Source organism: Streptomyces kurssanovii (genome assembly GCF_040677245.1).
GTDB classification, from domain to species: Bacteria; Actinomycetota; Actinomycetes; order Streptomycetales; family Streptomycetaceae; genus Streptomyces; species Streptomyces kurssanovii.
In genome coordinates this window covers 12,858-31,721 of sequence record NZ_JBFAQK010000013.1, presented here as the reverse complement: position 1 = coordinate 31,721, position 18,864 = coordinate 12,858, and the positions used below count along the sequence as shown (strand labels likewise).

General features: G+C 71.1%; 15 protein-coding genes. 10 read left to right on the top strand and 5 right to left on the bottom strand.

The features are described from left to right. Nucleotides 1-18: 18 nt before the first annotated feature. Genes AB0K36_RS12465 through AB0K36_RS12425 form a run of 9 tightly spaced genes read left to right on the top strand, consistent with a single transcriptional unit; the run spans nt 19 to nt 10,113 of the window. Nucleotides 19-969, top strand: a complete 951-nt coding sequence (locus tag AB0K36_RS12465; RefSeq protein ID WP_364592146.1) for a carbohydrate ABC transporter permease — start codon at nt 19-21, stop codon at nt 967-969. Then, a complete protein-coding gene (locus tag AB0K36_RS12460; RefSeq protein ID WP_364592143.1) occupies nt 966-1,865 on the top strand; it encodes a carbohydrate ABC transporter permease in 900 nt (299 codons plus the stop codon). The genes AB0K36_RS12465 and AB0K36_RS12460 overlap by 4 nt, the downstream gene beginning before the upstream one ends. Further along, nucleotides 1,862-3,052 carry a Gfo/Idh/MocA family protein gene (locus AB0K36_RS12455; RefSeq protein WP_364592140.1) on the top strand — a complete coding sequence of 397 codons (1,191 nt, stop codon included), beginning with the start codon at nt 1,862-1,864 and terminating at the stop codon, nt 3,050-3,052. Before AB0K36_RS12460 ends, AB0K36_RS12455 begins: the two co-directional genes overlap by 4 nt. Then, nucleotides 3,049-3,888, top strand: coding sequence for a DUF6807 domain-containing protein (locus AB0K36_RS12450; RefSeq protein WP_364592137.1), 840 nt, complete (start codon nt 3,049-3,051; stop codon nt 3,886-3,888). Before AB0K36_RS12455 ends, AB0K36_RS12450 begins: the two co-directional genes overlap by 4 nt. Continuing rightward, a complete protein-coding gene (locus AB0K36_RS12445) occupies nt 3,885-5,504 on the top strand; it encodes a glycoside hydrolase family 43 protein (RefSeq protein ID WP_364592134.1) in 1,620 nt (539 codons plus the stop codon). The genes AB0K36_RS12450 and AB0K36_RS12445 overlap by 4 nt, the downstream gene beginning before the upstream one ends. Then, nucleotides 5,501-6,841 (top strand): ABC transporter substrate-binding protein, encoded by a 1,341-nt coding sequence (locus tag AB0K36_RS12440; RefSeq protein WP_364592131.1) that lies wholly within the window; start codon nt 5,501-5,503, stop codon nt 6,839-6,841. The genes AB0K36_RS12445 and AB0K36_RS12440 overlap by 4 nt, the downstream gene beginning before the upstream one ends. Next, the gene (locus tag AB0K36_RS12435; protein ID WP_364592128.1) at nt 6,838-7,638 is read left to right on the top strand and encodes a rhamnogalacturonan acetylesterase; all 801 of its coding nucleotides are present in this window, start codon (nt 6,838-6,840) and stop codon (nt 7,636-7,638) included. Before AB0K36_RS12440 ends, AB0K36_RS12435 begins: the two co-directional genes overlap by 4 nt. A gap of 20 nt (nt 7,639-7,658) precedes the next feature. After that, nucleotides 7,659-8,966, top strand: a complete 1,308-nt coding sequence (locus tag AB0K36_RS12430) for a pectate lyase family protein (protein ID WP_364592126.1) — start codon at nt 7,659-7,661, stop codon at nt 8,964-8,966. A 19-nt stretch (nt 8,967-8,985) separates the two neighbouring features. Then, a complete protein-coding gene (locus AB0K36_RS12425) occupies nt 8,986-10,113 on the top strand; it encodes a pectinesterase family protein (protein ID WP_364592124.1) in 1,128 nt (375 codons plus the stop codon). Between the two features lie 72 nt (nt 10,114-10,185). On the opposite strand, the gene AB0K36_RS12420 is transcribed toward AB0K36_RS12425, so the two are convergent. From AB0K36_RS12420 to AB0K36_RS12400, 5 genes are all read right to left on the bottom strand, one after another. Continuing rightward, complete coding sequence (locus tag AB0K36_RS12420; protein WP_364592122.1) at nt 10,186-10,995, bottom strand: pectate lyase; 810 nt, start codon at nt 10,993-10,995, stop codon at nt 10,186-10,188. Between the two features lie 105 nt (nt 10,996-11,100). After that, on the bottom strand, nt 11,101-11,814 hold the full coding sequence (locus AB0K36_RS12415; protein ID WP_364592120.1) for a hypothetical protein: 714 nt from the start codon (nt 11,812-11,814) through the stop codon (nt 11,101-11,103). Continuing rightward, entirely contained in the window at nt 11,814-12,344 is a 531-nt protein-coding gene (locus AB0K36_RS12410) for a SigE family RNA polymerase sigma factor (protein ID WP_364592118.1), read from the bottom strand. The genes AB0K36_RS12415 and AB0K36_RS12410 overlap by 1 nt, the downstream gene beginning before the upstream one ends. A 38-nt stretch (nt 12,345-12,382) precedes the next feature. Continuing rightward, nucleotides 12,383-13,390 carry a LacI family DNA-binding transcriptional regulator gene (locus tag AB0K36_RS12405; RefSeq protein WP_364592115.1) on the bottom strand — a complete coding sequence of 336 codons (1,008 nt, stop codon included), beginning with the start codon at nt 13,388-13,390 and terminating at the stop codon, nt 12,383-12,385. Between the two features lie 198 nt (nt 13,391-13,588). Next, complete coding sequence (locus tag AB0K36_RS12400) at nt 13,589-15,340, bottom strand: glycoside hydrolase family 6 protein (RefSeq protein WP_364592414.1); 1,752 nt, start codon at nt 15,338-15,340, stop codon at nt 13,589-13,591. A 523-nt stretch (nt 15,341-15,863) separates the two neighbouring features. On the opposite strand from AB0K36_RS12400, the gene AB0K36_RS12395 reads away from it, so the two are divergent. Continuing rightward, nucleotides 15,864-18,779, top strand: coding sequence for a glycoside hydrolase family 48 protein (locus AB0K36_RS12395; RefSeq protein WP_364592112.1), 2,916 nt, complete (start codon nt 15,864-15,866; stop codon nt 18,777-18,779). The last annotated feature ends 85 nt before the right edge of the window (nt 18,780-18,864 follow it).

Sequence of the window (18,864 nt, the reverse complement as noted above, 5' to 3'; positions counted from 1 at the left end):
CAGATCGGAGATGCAGTCATGGCCCACGCTGTGGCGCAGAAATCGCCAGGGCCACCGGCCCGGCGGCCCGGAGCCCGCGGCCGCCGCACGGGAGCGGCACCCCGCCGGCTGCCGTATCTGCTGATAGCCCCCGCCGGGCTGCTGATGCTGGGCTTCATCGCCTATCCGGTGCTCAGCGTCTTCTATTACAGCCTTCAGGAGTACAACCCGACCAAGCCCTGGCGGAACGGTTTCGCGGGCCTGTCGAACTTCACGACGATCTTCACGGACGACCCGCACTTCTGGGGCACGCTGACGTTCAGCCTCAAATGGGTCGTCGTCGAGGTCAGTCTCCAGCTGCTGTTCGGACTGGCGCTCGCCCTCATCGTCAACCAGACATTCGTCGGCCGGGCCCTCGGGCGCGCGCTGGTCTTCTCGCCCTGGGCGGTCTCCGGGGTGCTGACCTCCGCGATCTGGGTGCTGCTCTACAACTCCCAGACCGGCATCACCCGTTACCTCGCGGACATGGGCATCGGCGAGTACGGCACCTCGTGGCTGTCCGACACCGCCACTGTCTTCCCCGCCGCGGTGGTCGCGGACCTGTGGCGCGGTGTCCCCTTCTTCGCCATCCTCATCCTCGCCGACCTCCAGTCCGTGCCGAAGGACCTGTACGAGGCGGCGGAGGTGGACGGCGCCAACCGGGTACGGCAGTTCCTCCACATCACCCTGCCGCACCTCAAGGACGCGATCATCCTCTCCACGCTGCTGCGGGCGGTCTGGGAGTTCAACAACGTCGACCTGCTCTACACCCTCACCGGCGGCGGACCGGCCGGCGAGACCACCACGCTGCCGCTCTACATCGCCAACACCAGTGTCGACGCCCATGACTTCGGCTACGCCTCCGCGCTGACGACGGTGGCGTTCGTGATCCTGCTCTTCTTCTCGATGGTCTATCTGCGCCTGAGCAAGTTCGGAGGCCAGGACAAATGATCACCACACAGGCCACTCGCGGCGCGGCGCCCGTGCCCGTCGTCCCGCCCCCCGTCCGGCCGGCCGCCGCGAAGCGCCGGCGTGCCTGGGACGAGGTACCGCGGTGGCAGATCTATCTGCCGCTCGGCGTCTACCTTCTCTTCACCCTCATCCCCTTCTACTGGATCCTGCTGTTCGCGGTCCGTCCGACCGGCTCCACCTCGCTCGTGCCGTGGCCGATGACGGGCGAGCACTTCGAGAAGGTGTGGACGGAGCGCAGCTTCGCGACCTTCTTCCAGAACAGCCTCATCACCGGCATCGCCGTCCTGGTGATGACCACGGTGGTCGCGCTGGCCGGCGGTTACGCCCTCGCCCGTTTCGACTTCCGCCTCAAGAAGGGCTTCATGCTGGCCCTGCTGTGCTCCCAGTTCGTACCGGGTGCGCTGCTGCTGGTACCGCTCTTCGAGATCTTCGCCGGTCTGCAGATGATCAATTCGCTGGTCAGCGTCATCATCGCGGAGACCGTCTTCCAGCTGCCGCTGTCGATGATCCTCATCAGCGGCTTCATCAGGAACGTGCCGTACTCCCTGGAGGAGGCGGCGTGGGTGGACGGCTGCAACCGCTTCAGCGCCTTCCGGATCGTGGTGCTGCCCCTGCTCCGGCCCGGGCTCGTCGCCGTCGGCTCCTTCGCGTTCGTCCACGCCTGGAACCACTTCCTGTTCGCGCTGATGTTCCTCAACAACCAGGACAAGCAGACCATCCCGGTCGGTCTCAACACGCTGATGGGCGCGGACAGCGTCGACCTGGGCGCCCTGGCCGCGGGCGGTGTGATCGCCGCCGTTCCCGTCGTCATCGTGTTCGCGTTCATCCAGAAGTGGCTGATCACGGGCTTCAGCGCCGGGGCGGTGAAGGGATGAGCACCATGCGGGAGCCGCTGCCCGTCGTGCTCGCGGGCGCCCGGGGTCACGGCCGGCAGCACCTGGCCAACATCGCCCGGCTCCAGAAGGAGGGCCTGGTGCGCCTGGCCGGGGTCTGCGAGCTGCGCCCGCTGTCGCCCGACGAGCTCGCCGGCCTCGACGGCTTCGACGGATCCGCGGCGCCCCTCGCGCCGGAGCAGGGGCCGGACCTGGACGCGCTCCTCGCCTCGACCGGCGCCCGGATCGTCGTCGTCTGCACACCGATCCAGACGCACACGGACCTGGCGCTGACGGCCGCCCGGCACGGTGCGCACCTGCTGCTCGAGAAGCCGCCCGCCCCCTCGTACGAGGAGTTCCGGCGGATGGCCGACGGGGTCGCCCAGGCAGGTGCCGTCTGCCAGGTCGGGTTCCAGTCGCTGGGCTCGCACGCGCTGCCGGCCGTTCGCGCGCTCATCGAGGACGGGGTGATCGGCGAGGTGCGCGGCGTGGGCGCGGCCGGGGCGTGGGGGCGCGGCGAGGCGTACTTCCGGCGCTCCCCGTGGGCGGGCCGGCGCCGTCTCGACGGTGTCGACGTGGTGGACGGCGTGCTGACGAATCCGCTCGCGCACGCGGTGTCGACGGCTCTGGCGCTGGACGGCAGCACACGGGCGGAGGAAGTGGCGGGCGTGGAGACGGAGTTGTTCCGCGCCAACGACATCGAGTCCGACGACACGTCCTGCGTCCGGGTGACGACGTCCCGCGGGGGCCGTGTCACCGTGGCGGCCACGCTCTGCGCCGAGGTGGCCTCCGAGCCATACGTGGTGGTGCACGGCAGCAGCGGGCGCGTCACGTTCTGGTACAAGCAGGACCGCGTGCTGGTCCAGCGGTCCGGGCACGGCCCGCTCGAGACCGTTCACGGCCGGACGGATCTGCTGGAGAACCTCGTCCGGCACCTGACGCGCGGCGACGCCCTGCTGGTGCCGCCCGATGCCTGCGGCGCGTTCATGCGCGTCGTCGAGGCGGTGCGCACCGCCCCGGAACCGGTCCGGCTGCCGCCGGACGCGTGGCGGCACGCCGAGGGCGGGAGCGCCCCGCGCCGGGTGGTCCCGGGCGTCGACGCGCTGGTCGCCGCCGGCGCCGAGTCGCTCCGCCTGTACTCCGAACTCGGCGCGCCCTGGGCCCTACCGACGGAGGTCACCACGCCATGAGCTCCATGACGCAGCTGTACTGCTCGGGCCGGCCCGTCGGCCGATACTCGCTCCCCGCCGACCTGGACCGGCGCTCCTCCCCCCGTCCCTGCCTCCATCCCGTCACCACGCTGGCCGGCGTCCCGGTGACCGAACTGGCGCCGCCGGACCATCCGCACCACCTGGGCGCGGGGGTCGCCGTACCGGACGTGGAGGGCCACAACTTCTGGGGGGGACGGACCTTCGTACGCGGGCAGGGCCCCACCGAGCTCGACAACCACGGGCAGCAACGCCACGACGGGTTCAAGCTGCGCGACCCGGACGGCTTCGTGGAGGAGCTGAGCTGGGTGGCCGGCGGGCGCCGGCTGCTGCGCGAGCACCGCACGGTGGCGGTCACGGCGCTCACCGACACCGCCTGGGCGCTGGACCTCACGTTCTCCCTGACCAACGCGAGCGGTGGGTCTCTGTCCGTGGGCAGTCCCGCCACCAACGGGCGCGACGGCGCCGGTTACGGCGGCTTCTTCTGGCGTGCGCCGAAGGAGCCGGCGGCTCCGGACGTGTTCACCGCGGAAGCGGAGGGCGAGGCCGCGGTGCACGGTGCGCGGGCCGACTGGCTGGCCGTCGCGGGGCAGGGCTGGACGCTGGTCTTCGCCGGGGCGACCGCGCGGACCCGGGAGGACCCGTGGTTCGTCCGGGCCGGCGAGTACCCGGGCGTCGGTTCGTCGCTCGCCCCGGTGGAGCGGCTGCCGCTGGGGCCGGAGGAGACGCTGGTGCGCCGCGTCGTCACCGTCGTCGCCGACGGGCGCCTGGACCGGGACGGCGCCGCGGCCCTGGTCCACAAGGCGGTGACGGCATGAGGACCGGGGACCTCGGCGACGGGACGTACCGCAATCCCGTTCTCGCCGCCGACTGGTCCGACCCCGACGTGGTCCGGGTCGGCGACGACTTCTATCTCACCGCGTCCAGCTTCGGCCGGGCCCCCGGACTGCCGCTGCTGCACTCCCGGGACCTCGTCAACTGGACCTTGATCGGGCACGCGCTGGAGCGGCTGGAGCCAGCGGCGGCCTTCGCGCTGCCCCGGCAGGACAGCGGGGTGTGGGCGCCTTCGATCCGTCATCACGACGACCGTTTCTGGATCTTCTGGGGCGACCCGGACCACGGGATCTGGCAGGTCAACTCGACCGACGTGCGACGGGGCTGGAGCCGTCCGCATCTGGTGAAGGAGGGCAAGGGACTGATCGACCCCTGCCCGCTGTGGGACGAGGAGACCGGCGAGGCGTACCTCGTCCACGCCTGGGCCCGGTCCCGGTCGGGGATCAACAACCGGCTCACCGGCCATCGGATGCGGCCCGACGGCAGCGCGCTGCTCGACGAGGGGAAGACCGTCGTCGACGGGGACGCCATCCCGGGCTGGTTCACGCTCGAGGGCCCCAAGCTGTACCGGCACGACGGCTGGTTCTGGATCCTGGCCCCGGCCGGCGGAGTCGCCACGGGGTGGCAGGGCGCGCTGCGCTCCCGGGACTTCTTCGGCCCGTACGAAGAGCGTGTCGTGCTCGAACAGGGCGACACGCCCGTCAACGGGCCGCACCAGGGCGGCTGGGTGCGCACCCGGTACGGCGAGGACTGGTTCCTGCACTTCCAGGACCGCGGGGCCTACGGACGCGTGGTCCACCTCCAGCCGATGCAATGGGACGACGACGGCTGGCCGGTCCTCGGTGACGGGGGCTCGCCCGTCCTCCTCCACCCCAAACCCGACCTGCCGGAACAGCCGCGGTCCTCCCCCGCCGCCGACGACGGCTTCCCCGGAGGGCGCTTCGGACGCCAGTGGCAGTGGGCGGCGAACCCGGGCGAGGGCTGGGCCCCGCTGCACTCGGGCGACGGTCTGCGGCTGACGTGCTTACGCGGCGACGACGCGCACGACCTGCGCCGGCTGCCGAACGTCCTCACCCAGCGGCTGCCCGCGGCCGACGCGGTCGTCGAGGTCGAACTGCGCCTGGACGACGAGGAACCGGGCGCCCGCGCGGGCCTCGCGGTGCTCGGCGACGCGTACGCCTGGATCGGCCTCGAGCGGGCCGCCGACGGCACGGTCGAGCTGGTGCACCGCTTCGCGGAGGCGGCCGCGGCGCGCGAACGGGACGCGGCACGCCCCCGGCCCGCGCCGGAGGGCCGGGCGCTGCTGCGGATCGAGACCGGGGCCGGCGCCAGGTGCCGCTTCTCCGCCGCCGTGCCCGGAGCCGGCCAGGACGGGTTCGTGCCGTCCGGCCGTGTCTTCACCGCCACCCCCTGGCGCTGGACCGGCGCTCTCCTCGGCCTGTTCGCCGCCGCGCCCGCCGCGGAGCGGACAGCGGCGGCGGGTCACGCCGGCGCCGCGACGTTCACACAGTTCCGCATCACCGTTCCACGCACACCTTCACGGACACGCACACCCGCGCGAACACGCACACCCGTACGAGCAGAAAAGAGCCGACCATGACGATCTTCCACCGGGGACGGGGCAGAGCCGCCTCCTTCCTCGCCCTCACCACGGCGCTCCTGTTGACCGCCACCGCCTGCGGCGACGACGGCAGCGGCGGCGCCGGGGACAAGGGCGGCGAGGGGTCCGGCAAGGGCGAGATCACCTTCTGGGACAACAACGGCGGTGTCCGCACCGACGTGTGGAAGGAGATCATCGCGGAGTTCGAGAAGAAGCACCCGGACATCGACGTCAACTACGTGGGGGTCGCCTCGACGGAGGTCCAGTCGAAGTACGACACCGCCATCCAGGGCGGCGGGCTGCCCGACGTCGGCGGCGTCGGGGCGGCGATGCTGGCGGGTATCGCCGCGCAGGACGCGCTGGAGCCGCTCGACGAGCGCATCGCCACGAGTCCTCTCAACGGCAAGCTGAACGCCGGCATGGTGGAGAACGTCAAGGCCGCGGGCGGCCAGGACCGTATGTTCACCGTGCCGACGTCCGCCAGCAACGGCGTGCTGTACTACCGCACCGACCTCTTCGAGGAGGCCGGTCTCGAACCGCCCACCACCTGGGCGAAGTTCTTCACCGCCGCCGACAAGCTCACGGCGAAGGACAAGAACCGCTTCGGCTACACCATCCGCGGCGGCGCCGGGTCCATCGCGCAGGCACTGGACGCGATGTACGGCCAGAGCGGCATCGACACCTTCTGGCAGGGCGACAGGACCACGGTCAACGCCCCGGAGAACGTGGCGGCTCTGGAGAAGTACGCGGCGCTGTTCAAGAAGAACACCCCCGCCGCGGACGTGAACAACGACTTCACCAAGATGGTCGCCCAGTGGGACAGCGGCGAGATCGGCATGCTGAACCACAACCTGGGCTCCTACAAGGACCATGTGAAGGCGCTCGGCACGGAGAAGTTCCGCGGCATTCCGCTGCCGACCGCCGAGGACGGCACACGGGTGCAGGTCTCCAACCCGGTCGACGGCCTGGGCCTGTTCAAGTCGAGCAAGAACAAGACGGCCGCCTGGAAGTTCATCGAGTTCGCCGCGTCGCACGAGTCCAACAGCCGGTGGAACGAGTCGGCCGGCGCGATCCCGGCCCACACCGAGGCGGTCAAGGACGCCTGGGTGCAGAAGGCGGAGCCCACGAGGCTGGCGGCCGAGGCGCTGTTCGGCGGTTCGACGAAGATCGTGCAGCTGCCCTACTACCTGCCCGACTGGAACACCATCTCCAAGGCCGAGAACGAGCCGGCCTTCCAGAAGGTGCTGCTCGGCAAGATGTCGGCGAAGGACTTCCTCGACTCCCTGGCGGAACAGCTCAACGAGGCCCAGGCCGAGTGGAAGCAGCAGAACGGGTGAGGCCGACCCGTCGTCAGGTGGTCGCGGCGGCGGCGAGCCTTCCGCTCGCCGCCGCGGCGGCCCCCGCCGCCGTGGCCGGTCAGTCCGCCGGCGGCCGGAGCCGCACGCTCTTCATCGCCGGAGACTCCACCGCCGCGCAGAAGTACGCGGACGCCGCGCCGGAGACCGGGTGGGGCACGGCCCTCCCCTTCTTCCTGGACAAGCGGCTGCGCGTGGCCAACCACGCGGTGAACGGCCGGAGTTCGAAGAGCTTCGTCGACGAGGGCCGGCTGGAGGCCCTGCTGGCCCGGATCGTCCCCGGTGACCTGCTGCTCGTCCAGTTCGGCCACAACGACGCGAAGAGCGCCGACCCCGCCCGGTACACCGAGCCCTGGTCGACGTACCAGGCACATCTGCGCCGGTACGTCGAAGGGGCCCGCGAGCGCGGCGCCCGGCCGGTGCTCGCGACGTCCGTGGAGCGTCGCAGGTTCGACGCGCAGGGGACCGCGGTCCCGACGCACGGCGACTACCCGGCCGCGATGCGGGCGCTGGCCGCCGAGGAGGGGACCGCGCTGCTGGACGTCCAGGCCCTGTCGATCGCCCGTTGGCAGGAGCTGGGCCCGGAGGGCACCAAGGCGTACTTCAACTGGACGCCGGAAGAGCAGGACAACACGCACTTCAATCCGCCGGGAGCGATCGCCGTGGCACGCATGGCCGCCGAGGCACTGCTGAACGCCGGCGTTCTCCCGCCGCGCGACGTCCGCCGGCTCGAGGACGAGATCCCCGAGTCGTGGATCACCTGGCCCACCGCCGACTGAACCGGGAAGAGAGCCGCACCATGCACCGCACCACGCACACGCTGAGATGTCAGGGACGCATCATCGCAACGGCCCTGGGATGCACCGCACTGGTCCTGACCGCCACCGCGGCGGCGAACGCCACTCCCCACCGGGACCCCGCCCGCCAGACCCTCCCCGCCCGCGACGGCTGGGCCTCGCTCGGCACCGGCACCACCGGCGGTGCGGCGGCCCGCCCCGCCCAGGTGCACACCGTCACCACCTGGGAGGAGTTCCTGGCCGCGCTCGCCGGCGACGGCGACGCACCCCGGATCATCAAGGTCAAGGGCACCCTCGACGCCACCGCGTCCGGCTGCGCCGCGTTCGCGGCCGAGGGCTACGACCTCGACACCTATCTCGCCGACTACGACCCCGCGGTATGGGGCTACGACACCCCTGTCAGCGGCCCCCAGGAGGACCTGCGCGCCGCGTCGGCGGACAACCAGGCGCAGGCGATCAAGGCGTACGTGCCGGCGAACACCACCATCGTCGGCGTCGGCAGGGACGCGGGCATCGTCGGCGCCAGTCTCCAGGTCAAGGGCGTCGACAACGTCATCGTCCGCAACCTCACCATCGAGAGTCCGCTGGACTGCTTCCCCCAGTGGGACCCGACGGACGGCGCGACCGGCGCGTGGAACTCCGAGTACGACAGCCTCGTGGTGTACGGGTCCACCCATGTGTGGATCGACCACAACACGTTCACCGACGGGCGTCACCCCGACAGTTCGCTGCCGTCCTACTACGGCGAGGTGTACCAGCAGCACGACGGTGAGCTCGACATCGTCAGGGGCGCCGACCTGGTGACGGCATCCTGGAACGTCTTCGCCGACCATGACAAGACCCTGATGATCGGCAACAGCGACAGCGCCGGCGACACGGACCGCGGCAAGCTGCGGGTCACGCTGCACCACAACCTGTTCCGGGACATCGTCGAGCGCGCGCCGCGGGTCCGCTTCGGCAAGGTCGACACGTACAACAACCACTACGTCGTCGACAAGGACGCCTACGCGTACAGCTTCGGCATCGGCGCGGAGTCCCAGCTCGTCGCCGAGGCCAACTCGTTCACGCTCCCGGCCGGTGTGGGTGCGGGCCGGATCCTCAAGAAGTGGAAGGACTCCCCCGTCACCGCCGAGCGCAACCACGTCAACGGCCGGGCGGTCGACCTGGTGGCCGTCCACAACGCGGAGGTGCCCGAGGAGACGCTGCGGTCGGATGCCGGCTGGACGCCGACGCTGCGCACCCGCCTCGACCACCCGCGGGCGGTGCCCGGACTGGTCACCCACCGGGCGGGCGCGGGCCGGCTGCGCTGAGAAGGGAAGGAGCCTCATCATGACCACGCACTCCCGGGGCGCGGCGCTCGGCCGCCGCGCCCTGCTCGCCGCGGGCGCCGGAGCGGCCCTCGCGGCGGCGGTGCACAGTCCCGCCCGGGCCGTCACGGACCGCTCGCCTTTCGGACCGTTCGGTTCTCCCGCGGCCCGGTCCGGCAGCCGGACGCTGTACGTCCACCCGGGCGGGCTCGGCGACCACACCACCGTCCAGGGCGCGGTGTCCGCGGCGGGCGGGGCGGGCTTCACGATCGTCGTCGCCCCGGGGGTCTACCGCGAGGTGGTGACGATCGGCGAGGCCCTCGCGGGTCTCACGCTGATCGGCGCGAGCCCGGACCCCCGTGACACCGTCGTCGTGTACGACAACGCGGCCGGCACCGCGAAGCCGGACGGCTCGGGTACGTACGGCACCAGCGGCTCCGCCACCACCACGGTCCGCGCCGCCGGGTTCACCGCCCGCCGGATCACCTTCGCCAACGACTGGCTGCGGGCGGACCATCCGGCAATCAGCGGCACCCAGGCCGTCGCGATCAAGGTGAGCGGCGACCGTTCGGCGTTCCATCACTGCCGTTTTCTGGGCCACCAGGACACGCTGTACGCCGACTCGCTCTCCGTGTCCACCGTCGCCCGGCAGTTCTTCTCGCACTGCTACGCGGAGGGGGACGTCGACTTCGTCTTCGGACGGGGGCGCGCCGTGTTCGAGCACTGCCGCTTCCACACCCTCGCCAGGGACGTGGACTTCACTCCCAAGGGCATGGTGTTCGCCCCGTCCACCGCGCGGGGCAACCCGTACGGATACCTCGCCGTGCGCTGCCGGATCACCAGCGGCGCGGAGGACGGCGCGTACAAGCTCTCCCGGCCCTGGGTGCCCAGTTCGGACCCGAGCGCGTGGCCGTCGCTGGTGGTGCGGGACAGCGTGATCGGTCCGGGGATCGACCCGGTACAGCCGTACACGAACATGCAGGACGCCTATCCGTGGCAGGCGCAGCGGTACGCCGAGTACCGCAACACCGGCCCCGGGGCCCGGATCACCGTGCCCGAAAACCGGCCCCAACTGGACCGTGTCCAGGCGCGGTCGGCGACGCGCGAGGTGTATCTGGGCGACTGGGCGCCGTGGCGGAACACCGGTTGACATCACCGGTACCGCTGCACGCGGGGCCCCCGCCGGTCACGGCCGGCGGGGGCCCTCCGCCGTGCCCGGGCGTCAGTCGTAGCTGATGTCCGAGGAGCTGTACCGGCAGTACGTGCCGTCGGGGCCGCTGCCGGTCTCGACCGGTTCGTCGCCGGAGTCGTTGCCCGTGTAGCGGATGCAGGGCTTGATCTTCCGGCTGCTGTCGCCGTGGATACGGACGTTGCGCAGGGCCGCCGTGTCACCGTAGTTGGTGTTGATGCCCACCAGGGACTTCCCCGGCGCGGTGACGTCCACGTCGTTGACGATGATCGACCGCTTGTACTGCGTGGAGCAGTTGCCGCAGGAGCGGACGAGCTTGCCGAAGTCGGAGACCTGGAACTTGGTGACGACCAGCTTGCCCGCGCCGTTGAACTGGAAGACCTTGTCCGACGCCTTCCGCGCGCCGCCGCCGTACACGGTGTACACGGAGCTCGCGGACTTGCCCTTGAAGCTGGCGGCGTCCTCGCCGACGTCCTCCCACCAGACGTTCTGCAGTGTGCAACTGCCCATGCAGTGGACGCCGTCGGCGGCGGGCGACCCGAGGACGACGTTCTTCAGGACGGCGCCGTCCTTCAGCTTGAAGATCGGGGGCTGCCCCTCGCCCTGGCCGCCGTCGCCGAGGTCACCGCTGCCGTAGAACCGCTTCAGGCCGCCGTCGTACGTGCCGGACACCTCGATGGTGGCGGTCACGGCCGAGCTGCCGTTGGGCTTGGGCCACGGGGTGGCCGCGCCCGCGGTGCTGAGCATGCTGGTGGTGACGATCCCGGTCACGGTCAGCCCGAGCGCCGCACCCAGCGCGGCGACCGTCCTGCGGCGCCGGAGGCTCCGCTTGTGTCGGCTCATGTGTTCTGGGCCCTTTCCGATGTGGGGGTGTGAAGACCTACGCCGGAAGGTCGCCACGGAAAGGGCCCAGGTTGCCGCCCCCACGCGATTTTCTTCCCGGGCCGGTCAGGAGGGTGTGCGCGCGAAGTCCCCCTGGACCGCGGCCGGTTCCCCCGACGCCTGGGACCGGACCGTGTACGTGTCCCCGCCCGCGTCACGGCCGCCCTCGGCGTGGTCGTACTGGCCGGCGAAGACGTGCTGCCCCGGCGGGACCGTGCGTCCCGGCCGCAGCGTCCAGCGGTAGACGAGGGCGCCGCTCTCCTTCCGCACGGAGAAGTCGAAGTCGCCTGCCGGGCGGGTGCGCCAGCCGCCGGTGCTCGCCACGCCGCCGGTGTCGGTGATCCTCAGCTCCACGGTGAGCGAGGTCAGCGCCTTGCGGTTCTTCACCGTGACGTTGCTCTGGGCCCAGTAGCTGTTGCTGTGCGGGTCCACGGAGCCGTCGGACCACAGATGGCCGTCCTCGGTCCGCGCAGGGGACGGCCGTTCGGTGCCGCCGGGCGCCGGGGAGGCGGGCGGCGAGGCCGCACCGGCCGCCGCCGCCCCGTCGTCGTCGTGGCCCATGGTCGCCACGGTGTGACCTCCGAGCGCCAGGACCGCCACGACCGCCGCCGTCGCTCCGGCGATCGTCAGCCGGCTCGCCCGGCCCGGCCGGTACGCCGGCACCGCCCCGGCCGGCTGCCGACCTTCCGCCATGCCGCGCTCGACGCGGGCGAGCATCCGCTCCCGGTCGGGGCGGTGCGACGCCGCCGCCTCCCGCAGCCGCCTGCGCACCTCGTCCATCAGTTCCGGCCTCCGACCAGCTCAGAGGCTGCCATGGGACCCAGCAGCCGTTGCAGTTCCGCCATGCCCTTGGAGGTCTGGCTCTTGACCGTGCCGACCGAGACGCCGAGCGCCAGGGCCGTATCGCGCTCCGACAGGTCGAAGGCGTGGCGCAGGACGACACAGGCGCGTTTACGGAAGGGCAGCGCACGCAGCGCCTCCCGCACGTCGACGACCACGGGGACGTCGGGACCGTCGGTCTTCTCGGAGCGCTGCGACCAGAACAACGCCACCCGGCGCCGTTCCCTGACGGCGCTCCGGACGCGGCTCCGCGCGAGGTTGGCGACCACACCGCGGGCGTAGGCGACGGGATGGTCGGCGGCGCGCGCACGGTCCCACCGGTCCCACAGCGCGAGCATCGCGTCGGCGGCGAGGTCGTCGGCGGCGTCGGCCTCGCCGGTCAGCAGATGGGCGAGACGGGCGAGTTCGGCGTAGTGGCGCTCGAAGAACGCCTGGAACTCCGCACGCGCCTCATCGGCGGCTGTGGCCACGGTGTCCTCTCCCTCCGGTCCCGGCGCGGTGCGGCACGTCAGCGGGGAGCGGGGCCGGAACTGGCCCGCACGGTGAGTTCGGGTGCGAGGAGCACGGTCTCCGCGGTCTCTCCGCCGTCCAGCATGGCCACCACCTGCTCGACCGCGCGGCGGCCCATGTCCTGCGCCGGAACCGTGACCGCGGTGAGCGGCACCGGGGCCTGCGCCGCGACCTGGTCGGGACAGACGGCGACGACGGACACGTCCTCCGGAACGGCCAGCCGCTGCTGGCGCAGCAGGGCCAGCAGGGGGTCGGTGGCGGCCTCGTTCTGCACGACGAAGGCCGTGGTGCCGGGGCGTTCCTCGAGGATCCGCCCGAGGGTGGCGGCGACCGCGGTCCAGCCGCTCGCGCAGGGACGGTGCAGGAGCCGCATGCCGTGCGTCCCGGCGGCGGAGCGCAGTCCGGCGAGGGTGCGCTCGGCGAAGCCGGTGCGGCGTTCGTAGACCCCGGGGGCCTCGCCGATGAACGCGATCTCCCGGTGGCCGAGCCCGGCCAGGTGTTCCACGCACAGTGCCCCGGCGGCAGTGAAGTCGAGGTCGACGCAGCTGAGGCCGCCGGCGTCGGCGGGCAGGCCGATCAGCACGGCGGGGCTCCGGGCGGCCCGCAGCAGCGGCAGCCGTTCGTCGTCGAGTTCCACGTCCATGACGATCATCGCGTCCGCCACCGCGCTGCCCTCGACGCGCCGCACGGCCTCCGGCCCCTCCTCCCCGGTGAGCAGGAGGACGTCGTAGCCGTGCGCGCGGGCCGTGGTGGTGACCGCCATGGCGATCTGGAGCATCACGGGCACGTAGATGTCGGTGCGCAGCGGCACCATCAGCGCGATGATGCCGGACCGGTTGCTGGCGAGTGCGCGGGCGCCGGCGTGCGGCCGGTAGCCGAGTTCATCGATGCTCCGCTCGACCCGCTCACGGGTGCTGCTGGAGATCGAGCGTTTGCCGCTGAGGACATAGCTGACCGTGCTGGCGGAGACGCCTGCGTGGCGGGCGACATCAGCAAGGGTGACCATTCGTGTACTCCACGGCGGAACGTTGTGACGCGCCTCGGCGTCCTGAGAGCCATGACCCTAAAGTTGCGGGTCATGGCCTGTCCAGGTCGGCCGAGGCGCGTCGGTGCGCCCACGGGTCACCGCTCGCGCGGTGTGCCCGTTGCCGGGGCCTGTCGTCCGGAACCTGCCGTGCCCGGTCCGGACGAAGACCCTGGGACCCTAGAGCGCCGGGTGGGCGTTCTTCATGAGCTCCTGGAACTGCGCGGAGAACCAGTGGCCGGAGACCGGGGCACCGCCCAGCGCGCCGGACATGTTGTTCCCGTTGCGTGCGTTGCCCGTGTAGGTCGGGTCGCACATCCGGTCGAAGCCCTTGCCCTCGTCGTTCGGGATCTCCGAGCTGGAGCCGTCGGACTCACCCGGGGGCTTGACCCACAGGTAGGCGTCGATGCCCGCCTCGGGAGCCGCCTTCGGCCGCTCGCCGAGCCCCGCGCCCGCCTGGTTGCACCAGTTGCCGAGGTGGATCCTGCGGTCGAGCTTGCCGCCGTTGACATAGGTGTCGACGTTGGTCTGCGGCCCCGGTCCGGTGGGCCGGGCGGTGCCGCCCCAGCCGTTGCGGGAGGTGTCGATCAGCATGCCGATGTTGGAGGCGAAGCCGGCCTGGACCAGGCGCTGGCGGAAGGCCTGGGCGTAGGACAACTCATCGACGTAGCGGTTCCAGTCGACCCACTTCGACTGGCGCACCGAGGTGCCGCCCACCGCGTCGTTGATGGTGAAGTGCGGCTCCTTGAGGGGGCCGTAGTTGGCGGTGTTGGTGATGAAGCCGGTGACGTACTCCAGCTTGCTGCCCTCGGCCTGGGCGGCCTGGGCGAACAGTTCGGCGGAGGGGCCGAAGTTGTCGTCCCAGCCCAGCCAGCCGTGGTGACCGGCGTCGATGTAGTTGTAGACGTTGGGGATGGGGCCGAGCTTGGACAGCGCGTAGCCGACACCCTTGACGTAGTTGCCGTTCGCCTTCATCACGTCGCACTGCGGGGTGGCGGTGGGCCGGCTGCCCGCATTGGTGACGAGGTTGGGCAGCGAGTCGATCTCGATGACGGTGGTGATCCGCAGGCTCGCGTACTTCGGGTCGGAGACGGCGGCCGCGATCGGGTCGATGAACTCGCTCTTGTAGCGCGGGAGTTCCGTGGGTCCGAGCTCACCGTTGGAGGCGAGGGCGGCGCAGTCACGGCCGGGCAGGTCGTAGACGACGAGGTTGATGGCCAGCGGGCTGCCGCCGGCCTGCTTGAGCGCCTCGTCGAGGTGGTCGCGCAGACCCATCCCGCCGTTCACGCCCTCGATCGCGGCGATGCGGTCGAGCCACACGGAGGTCGAGGTGTTGGCGATGCGGCTGCCGCCCGGTTCGGCGGCCGCCTTCGCCGACCACTCGGGGTTGACGTACATCTTGGCGCCGACGAACGGGTTGTCGACCTTGTCACCGGCCGGGGGGTCGGTCGGAGGGTCGGTGGGCGGGTCGGTCGGCGGGTCGGTCGGCGTGGTGCCGCCGTTGCAGGTCACGCCGTTGACCGCGAAGGACGTCGGCGCGGTGTTGGTGCCGCTGTAGGAGAACTGCGCGCCCGGTGAGACGGTCGCGCCGCCGGCGATGGACCGGTTCCAGTCGGCACCCTTGACCGTGACGGTGCTGCCGGACTGCGACCAGGTGCCGTTCCAGCCGCTGCTGAGCTTCTGGTTGCCCGCGTAGGCGTACGTCAGGGTCCAGTTCTCGATCGCGGTGGTGCCGGTGTTCTTGACGTTGACCGTGGTCGTGAAGCCGGATCCCCAGTCACTGGTCTGGTAGTCGACGCTGCAGGCGATCGCCGCGGCGGCGGCGGGCGTCTGCATGAGGGTGACGGCGCCGGCGCCGGTGGCCAGAAGGCTGCAGGCGGCGAGCAGGGCGGTGCGCTTCCGTCGCAGCGGTGGTGCGGTGGCACGGCTCATGGTGTCGCGGCTCATGGGGTGACGTGTCCTCTCGTCGGCGAATCGGGGGTGGGGGCATTGCGCTGGTCGAGCTGCCGTGTGCACACGGCCTGACAGTGGGAGCGCTCCCAGCCAAGTGACCGAAAACGGGGGGCGGTTCTGTCCCGTTCCGGAGACTCTTTTGAGGGATACGTGAACCGTCGCAGCGCGATACCGCCCGGTGCGGGCAGGACACCGGGCGGGGCAACGGCAAGGTGCGGGGGGTGACGCATGAGCGACTCCTTGCAGCTCGGACGCGCCGAAAACGACGTGTCCCGTGATGGAACCGCTCCCACTGGTTGCACCGGAGGCTAGCGCCGAACGGCGGGCCAGAGAAGGGGACTTGGCAAATTTCTTGACGGAGCGCAGTTCAGTACCCCGGTTTCTGTGACAACTCTTGACAGCTCTGTCCCACGACCCCACCGTGGGAGCGCTCCCACTGGTTCAAGGCTTGTGCTCAGCATGCCCGTGCTCAACTCCCCGAGCCGCTAGGAGAGTCACCCCCATGTCTCCACCAGGAAGACGGCGCCCACTGAGGCGCGTACTGACGGCGCTGGCCGCCGTCCTCTCGCTCCCCCTGACCCTGACCGCGACCGGTACCTCGCCGGCCCACGCCGCCGCCGTCCAGTGCAGCGTCGACTACCGGACCAGCGACTGGGGCTCCGGCTTCACCACCGACCTCACCATCACCAACCGCGGTTCCGACGTGATCGACGACTGGACCCTGACGTACGCCTACTCGGGGAACCAGAAGCTCGGCAACGGATGGAACGGCACCTGGTCGCAGTCCGGCGGCAACATCACGGTCAAGGCGCCCGCCTGGAGCCGGTCGATCGCCGCCGGTGCCGCCGTCAGCACCGGCGCCCAGTTCTCCTACAGCGGCGCCAACGCCGCGCCCACCTCCTTCGCCGTCAACGGCACCACCTGCACCGGCGCCCACCAGCCGCCGATCGCCGTGCTCACCAGCCCGACGGCCGGCGCGGTCTTCTCCGCCGGCGACCCGGTCCCGCTGGCCGCGACGGCCGCCGCGGCCGACGGCGCGAGTGTCACCAAGGTCGAGTTCTACAGCGACACGACCCTGCTGGGCACGGACACCAGCTCCCCGTACACGTTCAGCGCCGCGGGCCTCGCGGCCGGCGACCACTCGCTCTACGCCAAGGCCTACGACAGCCAGGGCGCCTCGGCCGAGTCGACCCCGGTCGGCATCACCGTGGCCACCGGCCCCGCGCTGGTCGCCTCACCCACGCAACTCGGCGTCCAGCAGGGCGGATCAGGAACGTTCGACGTCAAGCTGTCCACCCAGCCGTCCTCGAACGTCACGGTGTCCGTGGCCCGCACGGCGGGCAACACCGGCCTCAGCGTGAGCAGCGGCGGAAGTCTCACCTTCACCCGGTCGAACTGGAACACGGCGCAGAAGGTGACCATCGCCGCCGACAGCCAGGGCACCGGCGCGGCCACCTTCAGGGTGACCGCCCCCGGCCACACGGCGGCCGAGGTGACGGTGACGCAACTGGGCGGTTCGAAGGAGTACGACGGGCGCTTCCTCGAGCTGTACGGGAAGATCACCGACCCGGCCAACGGCTACTTCTCGCCCGAGGGCATTCCGTACCACTCCGTCGAGACGCTGATCGTCGAGGCCCCCGACCACGGGCACGAGACGACGTCGGAGGCGTACAGCTACCTGATCTGGCTCCAGGCCATGTACGGCCGGATCAGCGGTGACTGGACGAAGTTCAACGGCGCCTGGGAGATCATGGAGAAGTACATGATCCCCACGCACGCCGACCAGGCCACCGGCTCCTACTACGACCCGAACAAGCCGGCGACCTACGCGCCGGAGCACGACCAGCCCTCCCAGTACCCGGCCGAGCTCCAGCCCTCCGTGACATCCGGCAGGGACCCGATCGCGGCCGAGCTGAAGAGCTCGTACGGCACGGACGACGTCTACGGCATGCACTGGCTCCAGGACGTCGACAACGTCTACGGGTACGGCAACGAACCCGGCAAGTGCGAGGCCGGGCCGAGCGCGACGGGCCCCTCGTACATCAACACCTTCCAGCGCGGCCCGCAGGAATCGGTGTGGGAGACGGTGCCGCAGCCGACCTGTGACCGGTTCGCCTACGGCGGTCCCAACGGCTACCTGGACCTGTTCACCAAGGACGCGTCCTACGCCAAGCAGTGGAAGTACACCAACGCCCCGGACGCGGACGCCCGCGCCGTGCAGGCCGCCTACTGGGCAGACCTGTGGGCCAAGGAGCAGGGCAAGGGCTCCCAGGTCTCCGGGACGGTCGCCAAGGCCGCCAAGATGGGCGACTACCTGCGCTACGCCATGTTCGACAAGTACTTCAAGAAGGTCGGCAACTGCGTGGGTCCGACGACCTGCCCGGCCGGCACCGGCAAGGACAGCTCGCACTACCTGCTGTCCTGGTACTACGCATGGGGCGGCGCGGCCGACACCTCGGCGGGCTGGGCCTGGCGGATCGGCTCCAGCCACGCGCACGGCGGTTACCAGAACCCGCTCGCGGCCTACGCGCTCAGCGCCTACGCCCCGCTGAAGCCCAAGTCGGCCACGGCGCAGGCCGACTGGGCGAAGAGCCTGGACCGGCAGATCGAGTTCTACCGCTGGCTGCAGGCCGACGAGGGAGCCATCGCGGGCGGTGCGACGAACAGCGTCGGCGGCCGGTACGAGGCGCCGGCGGCCGGTACGCCCACCTTCTACGGGATGGCGTACGACGAGAAGCCGGTCTACCACGACCCGCCGTCGAACCAGTGGTTCGGCTTCCAGGCGTGGTCGATGGAGCGGGTCGCCGAGTACTACCAGCAGACGGGTGACGCGCAGGCGAAGGAGGTGCTCGACAAGTGGGTCGACTGGGCGCTCTCCGAGACGACCGTCAACCCCGACGGCACGTTCCGGATCCCGTCCACGCTCCAGTGGTCCGGCAAGCCGGACACCTGGAACGCGACGAACCCGGGCGCCAACGCCGGTCTGCACGTGACGGTGGCCGACTACACCCAGGACGTGGGCGTGGCCGGTGCGTACGCCAAGGTGCTGACGTACTACGCCGCACGTTCGGGTGACGCGGAGGCCAAGTCCGTGGCCAAGGCGCTGCTCGACGGGATGTGGGACCACCACCAGGACGCGCTCGGCATCGCGGTGCCCGAGACGCGTACCGACTACAGCCGGTTCGACGACCCGGTGTACGTGCCCAGCGGCTGGACGGGCACGATGCCCAACGGCGACACGATCAACTCGTCGTCGACGTTCGCGTCGCTGCGCTCCTTCTACCAGGACGACCCCGCCTGGTCGAAGATCGAGAGTTACCTGGCGGGCGGCGCCGCACCGGAGTTCACGTACCACCGCTTCTGGGCGCAGGCGGACATCGCCCTCGCCATGGGCGCGTACTCGGAGCTGCTCGAGTGACGCACGACCGGGGGTGAGCGCCCGCCCGCGACCTGTTGGGGCAGGTCGCCACCAGGCGGTCACCGGACCGGGCAGTCGTTGACGG

What these genes read in the sequence shown, in the direction of transcription:
- AB0K36_RS12395 (WP_364592112.1), top strand. Translation starts at nt 15,864, where the DNA reads ATGTCTCCACCAGGAAGACGGCGCCCACTGAGGCGCGTACTGACGGCG.
- AB0K36_RS12460 (WP_364592143.1), top strand. Translation starts at nt 966, where the DNA reads ATGATCACCACACAGGCCACTCGCGGCGCGGCGCCCGTGCCCGTCGTC.
- AB0K36_RS12440 (WP_364592131.1), top strand. Translation starts at nt 5,501, where the DNA reads ATGACGATCTTCCACCGGGGACGGGGCAGAGCCGCCTCCTTCCTCGCC.
- AB0K36_RS12450 (WP_364592137.1), top strand. Translation starts at nt 3,049, where the DNA reads ATGAGCTCCATGACGCAGCTGTACTGCTCGGGCCGGCCCGTCGGCCGA.
- AB0K36_RS12455 (WP_364592140.1), top strand. Translation starts at nt 1,862, where the DNA reads ATGAGCACCATGCGGGAGCCGCTGCCCGTCGTGCTCGCGGGCGCCCGG.
- AB0K36_RS12430 (WP_364592126.1), top strand. Translation starts at nt 7,659, where the DNA reads ATGCACCGCACCACGCACACGCTGAGATGTCAGGGACGCATCATCGCA.
- AB0K36_RS12465 (WP_364592146.1), top strand. Translation starts at nt 19, where the DNA reads ATGGCCCACGCTGTGGCGCAGAAATCGCCAGGGCCACCGGCCCGGCGG.
- AB0K36_RS12425 (WP_364592124.1), top strand. Translation starts at nt 8,986, where the DNA reads ATGACCACGCACTCCCGGGGCGCGGCGCTCGGCCGCCGCGCCCTGCTC.
- AB0K36_RS12445 (WP_364592134.1), top strand. Translation starts at nt 3,885, where the DNA reads ATGAGGACCGGGGACCTCGGCGACGGGACGTACCGCAATCCCGTTCTC.
- AB0K36_RS12415 (WP_364592120.1), bottom strand. Translation starts at nt 11,814, where the DNA reads ATGGACGAGGTGCGCAGGCGGCTGCGGGAGGCGGCGGCGTCGCACCGC.
- AB0K36_RS12400 (WP_364592414.1), bottom strand. Translation starts at nt 15,340, where the DNA reads ATGAGCCGTGCCACCGCACCACCGCTGCGACGGAAGCGCACCGCCCTG.
- AB0K36_RS12405 (WP_364592115.1), bottom strand. Translation starts at nt 13,390, where the DNA reads ATGGTCACCCTTGCTGATGTCGCCCGCCACGCAGGCGTCTCCGCCAGC.
- AB0K36_RS12420 (WP_364592122.1), bottom strand. Translation starts at nt 10,995, where the DNA reads ATGAGCCGACACAAGCGGAGCCTCCGGCGCCGCAGGACGGTCGCCGCG.